This window comes from Nocardiopsis suaedae, from assembly GCF_027706745.1.
GTDB lineage: Bacteria > Actinomycetota > Actinomycetes > Streptosporangiales > Streptosporangiaceae > Nocardiopsis_A > Nocardiopsis_A suaedae.
In genome coordinates this window covers 84,889-91,258 of the sequence record NZ_JAQFWP010000021.1, presented here as the reverse complement: position 1 = coordinate 91,258, position 6,370 = coordinate 84,889, and the positions used below count along the sequence as shown (strand labels likewise).

Sequence of the window (6,370 nt, the reverse complement as noted above, 5' to 3'; positions counted from 1 at the left end):
GGTAAGCATCGCCGTACGCGGGCTGACCACCCGTGCCGTACGCCTGAGCCGGGTCCTGCCCGTAGGCCTGCTGGTACGGATCCTGCTGGGCCTGCGGCTGCGGAGCGTAGGGGTCCATCCCCTGCTGCGGCTGCGCGGCGAAGGTCTGCGACGGGTCGGCGCCGAAGGCGGGCTGGCCGCCGGTCGGCGGCGCGAAGCCCTGCGGCTGCCCCATCGGCCCCATCTGCCCCATCTGCGGCGCGGGCTGCGCGCGCGGCACCCGCGTCGGGTCCGCGAAGACCTTGATGAGGTACATGAAGGCGAACGCGAGGACCGCGGCGCTCCCGGCGATCGAGAACAGGTCGGAGAACCCGTCCGCCAGCTGCGCGTTGTCCGAGGCGGACACGAAGGACATGATCAGGGTCAGCAGGGCCATGAGCGCCCCGAGCCCCAGCATGACCATGCCGGCGAGCACGATCGGGGCGTTCGCGGAGGTCTTCTGCGGCGCGGTGGTGACCAGGAACACCGCCAGCGCCACCATCCCGACCGTGGTCGGCTCGAAGAAGACGTGCCCGGACACGGCGAAGCCGTAGACGACCTCGTCCGCCCCGAAGACCCCGATGAAGCCGGCGAGCATCCGCGCGGCCACAGCGCCCAGCAGCGCCCAGGCCGCGGGCACCCGCAGGCGGTTGATTGCGTCGTTGTTCAAGAGAGGTTCCCCTCCGCTGCTTCGCTGTCGCGACGGTGGAAGCTTTGCATATGGACAGTCTGTCAAGCCCACCGACCGAATCCCCGTTCCGTGGAGCTGTGCGGGGATGTGTCCGGGGCCGCGGCCCCGGAAGAGTGCGGGGACGGGGCGGCGGCGTCCGGTGCGCCCCGCCGTCGCAGGCGTCACAGGGGTCCGCCGCGCACATGCGGCCCACAGCCTGCCAGACTTGGCCCCATGCGGATAGTCGTGCCGGCCGGCGGCATCGGAGGCGCACGGTTCCTACGCGGCCTCAAGGCGACGCTGGGGATCGTATCGGGCCAAGAGAGCGAAGCGGCAATCACCGTCATCGGGAACACCGGTGACGACATCACCTTGTTCGGACTGCGGGTGTGTCCGGATCTGGACACGGTGATGTACACCCTCGGCGGCGGGATCGACGACGAGCGCGGCTGGGGCCGCGCCGACGAGTCCTTCACCGTCAAGGAGGAGCTCGCCGCCTACGGCATGAAGCCCACCTGGTTCGGGCTGGGCGACCGGGACACCGCGACGCACATCGTGCGGTCGCAGATGCTCGCCGCGGGGTTCCCCTTGTCCGCGGTCACCGAGGCGCTGTGCGACCGGTGGCGGCCGGGCGTGCGCCTGCTGCCGATGACCGACGACCAGGTGGAGACGCACGTCGTCGTCGACGGCGACGAGGGGCGGCGGGCCATCCACTTCCAGGAGTGGTGGATCCGCCACCGCGCCCGGATCCCCGCCCGGCAGATCGTGTCCGTGGGCGCGGAGAAGGCCGAACCCGGCCCCGGCGTGCTGGAGGCGGTGCGCGAGGCCGACCTCGTCGTCCTGCCGCCGTCCAACCCGGTGGTGAGCGTCGGGTCGATCCTCGGTGTCCCGGGCGTCCGGGAGGCCATGGAGGAGGCCGTCGTCGTCGGCGTCTCCCCCATCATCGGCGGTGCGCCGGTGCGGGGCATGGCCGACGCGTGCCTGAGCGCCATCGGCGTGGAGACCTCCGCGCGCGCCGTGGCCGAGCACTACGGGCCCGACCTGCTGGACGGCTGGCTCGTCGACGAGGCGGACGCCGGGGTCGAGGCGGACGGCATCGAGGTGGAGTCCCGGCCCCTGTACATGACGGACGTCGACGCCGCGGCGGAGATCGCGCGCGCGGCCGTGGACCTGGGGCTGCGGGTCAAGGAGCGGCGCGCATGACCGCCGCCGGCACGGTCTCCGTGGTGCCCGTCGAAGGGCTCCCCGAGGTGGAGCCGGGCGACGACCCGGCCGCGCTCATCGCCGGGGCCGCCGACCTGCGCGACGGCGACGTCCTGGTCGTCACCTCCAAGATCCTCAGCAAGGCCGAGGGGCGGATCCGGCGCCAGGACCGCGAGTCGGCCGTCGACGAGGAGACCGAGCGGGTGGTGGCGCGCCGCGGCGGCACCCGCATCGTGCAGACCCGGACCGGGCTGGTGATGGCGGCGGCCGGGGTGGACTCCTCCAACGTCGCCCCCGGCCACGTGCTGCTGCTGCCGGAGGACCCGGACGCCTCGGCGCGGCGGCTCCGGGCGGGGCTGCGCGAGCGCACCGGCGCCCGGGTGGGTGTGGTGGTGAGCGACACCTTCGGGCGGCCCTGGCGCAACGGGCAGACCGACGTGGCGATCGGCGCCGCCGGGGTGCTGCCCCTGCTGGACCTGCGCGGCGGCCGCGACGGCAGCGGCAACCTGCTGGAGGTCACCGTGAACGCGGTGGCCGACGAGATCGCCGCCGCCGGGGAGCTGGTCAAGGGCAAGGCGGCCGGGGTCCCCGTGGCGCTGGTGCGCGGCCTGGGCGCACTGGTGACCGGGGAGGACGGGCCGGGCGCCGCGGCGCTGGTGCGGCCCGCCGACGAGGACCTGTTCCGGTACGGCTCGCGGGACGTGGTCCCGGCGCGGCGCACGGTGCGCGAATTCGACGGCCGCCCGGTGGACCCGGCGGCGGTGCGCCGCGCGGTGGCCGCCGCGGTGACCGCGCCCGCGCCGCACCACACCACCCCGTGGCGGTTCGTCCTGGTGGAGGACGCGGCGACGCGGGAGCGGCTGCTGGAGGCGATGCTCGCCGACTGGGTGGCCGACCTGCGGGCGGACGGGTTCTCCGAGGAGGCGATCGCGCGCCGGACCCGGCGCGGCGACGTGCTGCGCCGCGCGCCCTACCTGGTGGTGCCCTGCCTGGTGGCCGACGGCGCGCACCCCTACCCCGATGAGCGGCGCGCCCGGGCCGAGCGGTCGATGTTCCTGGTCGCGATGGGCGCCGGGGTGCAGAACCTGCTGGTGGGCCTGGCCATGGAGGGCCTGGGGTCGGCCTGGGTGTCGTCCACGATGTTCTGCCCGGACACGGTGCGCGCCGTGCTGGACCTCCCGGAGGACTGGCAGCCGATGGGCTCGGTCGCGGTGGGCCACGCCGCCGCGCCGCCGAAGGACCGCCCGCCGCGGGACCCCGAGGCGTTCATCGCCGTGCGCTGACCCCCTCCCCCGCACGGCGCGGCCGGTGTGATCCGTACCGGAATCGCCCGGGGCCCGCCGTGGCTCCGGGCCGCCGGGCGGGGCCGGTGCCACCCTTGGCCTGCGGGGTGTGCACGGAGGGGGACGCACGGGTGTCGGACGAGCTGCTGATCCTTTCCGCGCTCCTCATCGGGGTGACCGTCTTCGCCGGGCGCCTGCTGGCCGGGCGGATGGGCATCCCCGAGGCCATCGTGCTGGTCGCCCTCGGGGCCGCCGCCGGGTTCGTGCCCGGCCTGACGCAGGTGCGGTTCCCGCCCGACGTCATCCTGCTCGTCTTCCTGCCGCCGCTGATCTACAGCGCGGCCTTCTTCTCCTCGCCCCGCGACATCCGCGCCGAGGCGCGCCCGATCGTCGCGCTCGCCGTGGTGATGACCCTGGTGACGGCCTTCGCCATCGCCGGGATGGTGTGGCTGGTGCTGCCCGACACCGGCTGGCCCGCCGCGATCGCGCTGGGCGCGGCGGTCGCCCCCACCGACGCGGTGGCCTCGGCGGCCGTGCTCAAGCGGGTCGGCGCCCCCAAGCGGGTGGTCACCCTGCTGGAGGGCGAGAGCCTGATCAACGACGGGGTGGCGCTGACCCTGTTCTCGCTGGCGGTGACCGCCATGTCCACGCCGCTGTCGGTCGGCGCGGGCGCGCTCGAACTGGGCAAGGTGGTGGTGGGCGGCGTCGTGTGGGGCACGGCCGTGGCGGTGGGGACCGCCTGGTTCCGGCGCCGCCTGCGGGACTCCAACAGCCAGCTCGTCCTGTCGCTGATGGTGCCGTTCGTGGCCTACGTCCCCGCCGACACCGCCGGGTTCTCCGGGGTGCTCGCGGCCGTGGTGGCCGGGTTCTACCTGGGAACCCGGGTGGAGGGGATGCTCCCGCCGAAGGTGCGGGTCACCGGCCAGACGGTGTGGCGCGGCCTGGTGATGATCCTGGAGTCGGTGCTGTTCGTCCTGCTGGGCCTGCAGCTGCACGCGGTCTTCGAGGCGGTGGCCGGGCTGTCCCCGGTGCGGCTGGCGCTGGGCGGCGCGGCGGTGCTGGGGACCGCGGTCCTGGTGCGGCTGGCCTGGGAGATGCTGGTGCCGCCGCTGGTGCGGCTGGTGGGGCCGGGGGGCGCGGACGACCCGGGGTCGCTGTCGCCGCGCGAGCGGTTCGTCATCGGCTGGTGCGGGATGCGCGGGGCGATCTCGCTGGCCATCGCGCTGTCGCTGCCCCCGACCCTGGACGGGGCGTACTTCGTCGACCGCAACGTGCTGCTGTACTTCGCGGCGGTGGTGGTGCTCGGGACCCTGGTCGGGCAGGGGGCGACGCTGCCGCTGGTGCTGCGCTGGACCGGTCTGGCGGGCGGGGAGGACACCCGGCGCGAGTACGCGGTGGCCGAGGAGGCGATGGGGCGGGCGGCGCTGTCCCGGCTCGACGAGCTGGCCACGGACGAGCGGGTGGACGAGCGCGCGGCCGAGCGCCACCGCCAGATGCTCAAGCTCCAGGTGCGCGAGGCCCGCGCGGTGCTGGGCGAGGACGAGACGGCCCGCTCCCGGGCGAGCCGGAGGGTGCGGGGCGACCTGTTCCTCCGGCACGAGCTGGCCCGTGTCCAGCGGGAGGCGCTGAACCGGCTCTACCGGGACGGGGCGATCGGCCACGAGACGCTGCAGTCCGTCCGCCGCCGGCTGGACCTGCGCGAGCCGCCGGGGCACATCGAACCGCCGTAGCCCTCCGGGGGCGCCCCCCTAATCGAAAACTTTCTTTTCTGTTCCATTGACGGCCACCCCGCCCGCCGCTTACGTTTCTTGCACCGCTGCGCAGTCTGCTTGTCACGGCCGTCACCCGCTCACGGAAATCGGACAAGGGAGTTTCCCCCCATGCGCCCCCTCCGCACGCGCGGCGCCGTCGCCGCCATCGCGGCAGCCGCCGGCGGCCTCGCCGCCGCGCTCGCGCTCCTGCCGCCCTCCGGCCCCGCTCCCACGGACGCCGCCCTGGCCGCGGACACCGCCTCCGCCGAGGCCGCCTCCGGCCCCTGGCTGACCGGGTACTGGCACAACTTCGACAACGGCTCGACGACCATGCCGCTGTCGGAGGTGCCCGCCGAGTACACCATGGTGGCCGTCGCCTTCGCCGACAACCTCGCCGGGACCCCCGGCGGCATCACCTTCAACCTGGCCTCGAGCGAGCTCGGCGGCTACACCGAGCAGCAGTTCAAGGACGACATCGCCGCCATGCAGGCCGAGGGCCGCAAGGTCGTCATCTCGGTCGGCGGCGAGAAGGGCCACGTCGACGTCACCAACCCCGAGCAGGCCGCCGGGTTCGCGCAGAGCGCCCACGCGCTGATGCAGGAGTACGGCTTCGACGGGGTCGACATCGACCTGGAGCACGGCATGAACGCCCGGTACATGGAGGACGCCCTGCGCGACCTCCGGTCCCGGGCCGGGAGCGGCCTGGTCGTCACGATGGCCCCGCAGACCATCGACTTCCAGGCGCCCAGCTACGACTACTACAAGCTGGCCGAGTCCATCCCGGACATCCTGACCATCGTCAACATGCAGTACTACAACTCCGGCTCGATGATGGGCTGCGACCAGCAGGTCTACAGCCAGGGCACGGTCGACTTCCTCACCGCCCAGGCCTGCATCCAGCTGGAGCTGGGGCTGCGCCCCGACCAGGTCGGGCTCGGGCTGCCCGCCACCCCGCAGGCCGCCGGGGGCGGGCACCAGCCCACCTCCAACGTGATCGCCGCGCTGGACTGCCTGGAGGAGGGCACCAACTGCGGCTCGTTCACGCCGTCCCAGCCCTATGGGCCCATCGGCGGGGTGATGACCTGGTCCATCAACTGGGACGCGACCAACGACTACCAGTTCGCCAAGGACATCTCCGCCCGCCTGGGCGGGGGCGGGACCGGCCCCACGCCGTCCCCCACGCCGTCGCCCTCGCCCGACCCCTCGCCGAGCCCCACCGGGTCGGCCGAGCCGTGCGACGCGCCCGCGTGGGACGCGGGGACCGTGTACACCGGCGGCGACCGCGTCGCCTACGAGGGCACCGTCTACGAGGCCCGCCACTGGACCCGGGGCGACACGCCCCAGGACTCCCAGTGGGGGCCCTGGAAGGCCGTCGGAGCGTGTTAGCCCTCCTCCGAGCGTTCTGACGGCCGGTCGCCCCTGCCCCGGGTGTGCGGGGGCAGGGG

Annotated in this window: 4 protein-coding genes and 1 pseudogene; 4 read left to right on the top strand and 1 reads right to left on the bottom strand. The window is 74.2% G+C overall.

Going from position 1 to position 6,370, the window contains the following annotated elements:
* Window positions 1-688: pseudogene (locus O4U47_RS13340) on the bottom strand (hypothetical protein); the annotation flags it as partial.
* A gap of 234 nt (window positions 689-922) precedes the next feature.
* Between O4U47_RS13340 and cofD the strand changes: the two are divergent.
* From cofD to O4U47_RS13320, 4 genes are all read left to right on the top strand, one after another.
* Window positions 923-1,891, top strand: coding sequence for a 2-phospho-L-lactate transferase (gene cofD, locus O4U47_RS13335; RefSeq protein ID WP_270678148.1), 969 nt, complete (start codon window positions 923-925; stop codon window positions 1,889-1,891).
* Entirely contained in the window at window positions 1,888-3,174 is a 1,287-nt protein-coding gene (locus tag O4U47_RS13330; RefSeq protein WP_270678147.1) for a coenzyme F420-0:L-glutamate ligase, read from the top strand. Before cofD ends, O4U47_RS13330 begins: the two co-directional genes overlap by 4 nt.
* Window positions 3,175-3,305: 131 nt before the next feature.
* The gene (locus tag O4U47_RS13325) at window positions 3,306-4,904 is read left to right on the top strand and encodes a Na+/H+ antiporter (RefSeq protein ID WP_270678146.1); all 1,599 of its coding nucleotides are present in this window, start codon (window positions 3,306-3,308) and stop codon (window positions 4,902-4,904) included.
* 150 nt (window positions 4,905-5,054) lie between these two features.
* Window positions 5,055-6,311 carry a glycosyl hydrolase family 18 protein gene (locus O4U47_RS13320; protein ID WP_270678145.1) on the top strand — a complete coding sequence of 419 codons (1,257 nt, stop codon included), beginning with the start codon at window positions 5,055-5,057 and terminating at the stop codon, window positions 6,309-6,311.
* Window positions 6,312-6,370: the final 59 nt, after the last annotated feature.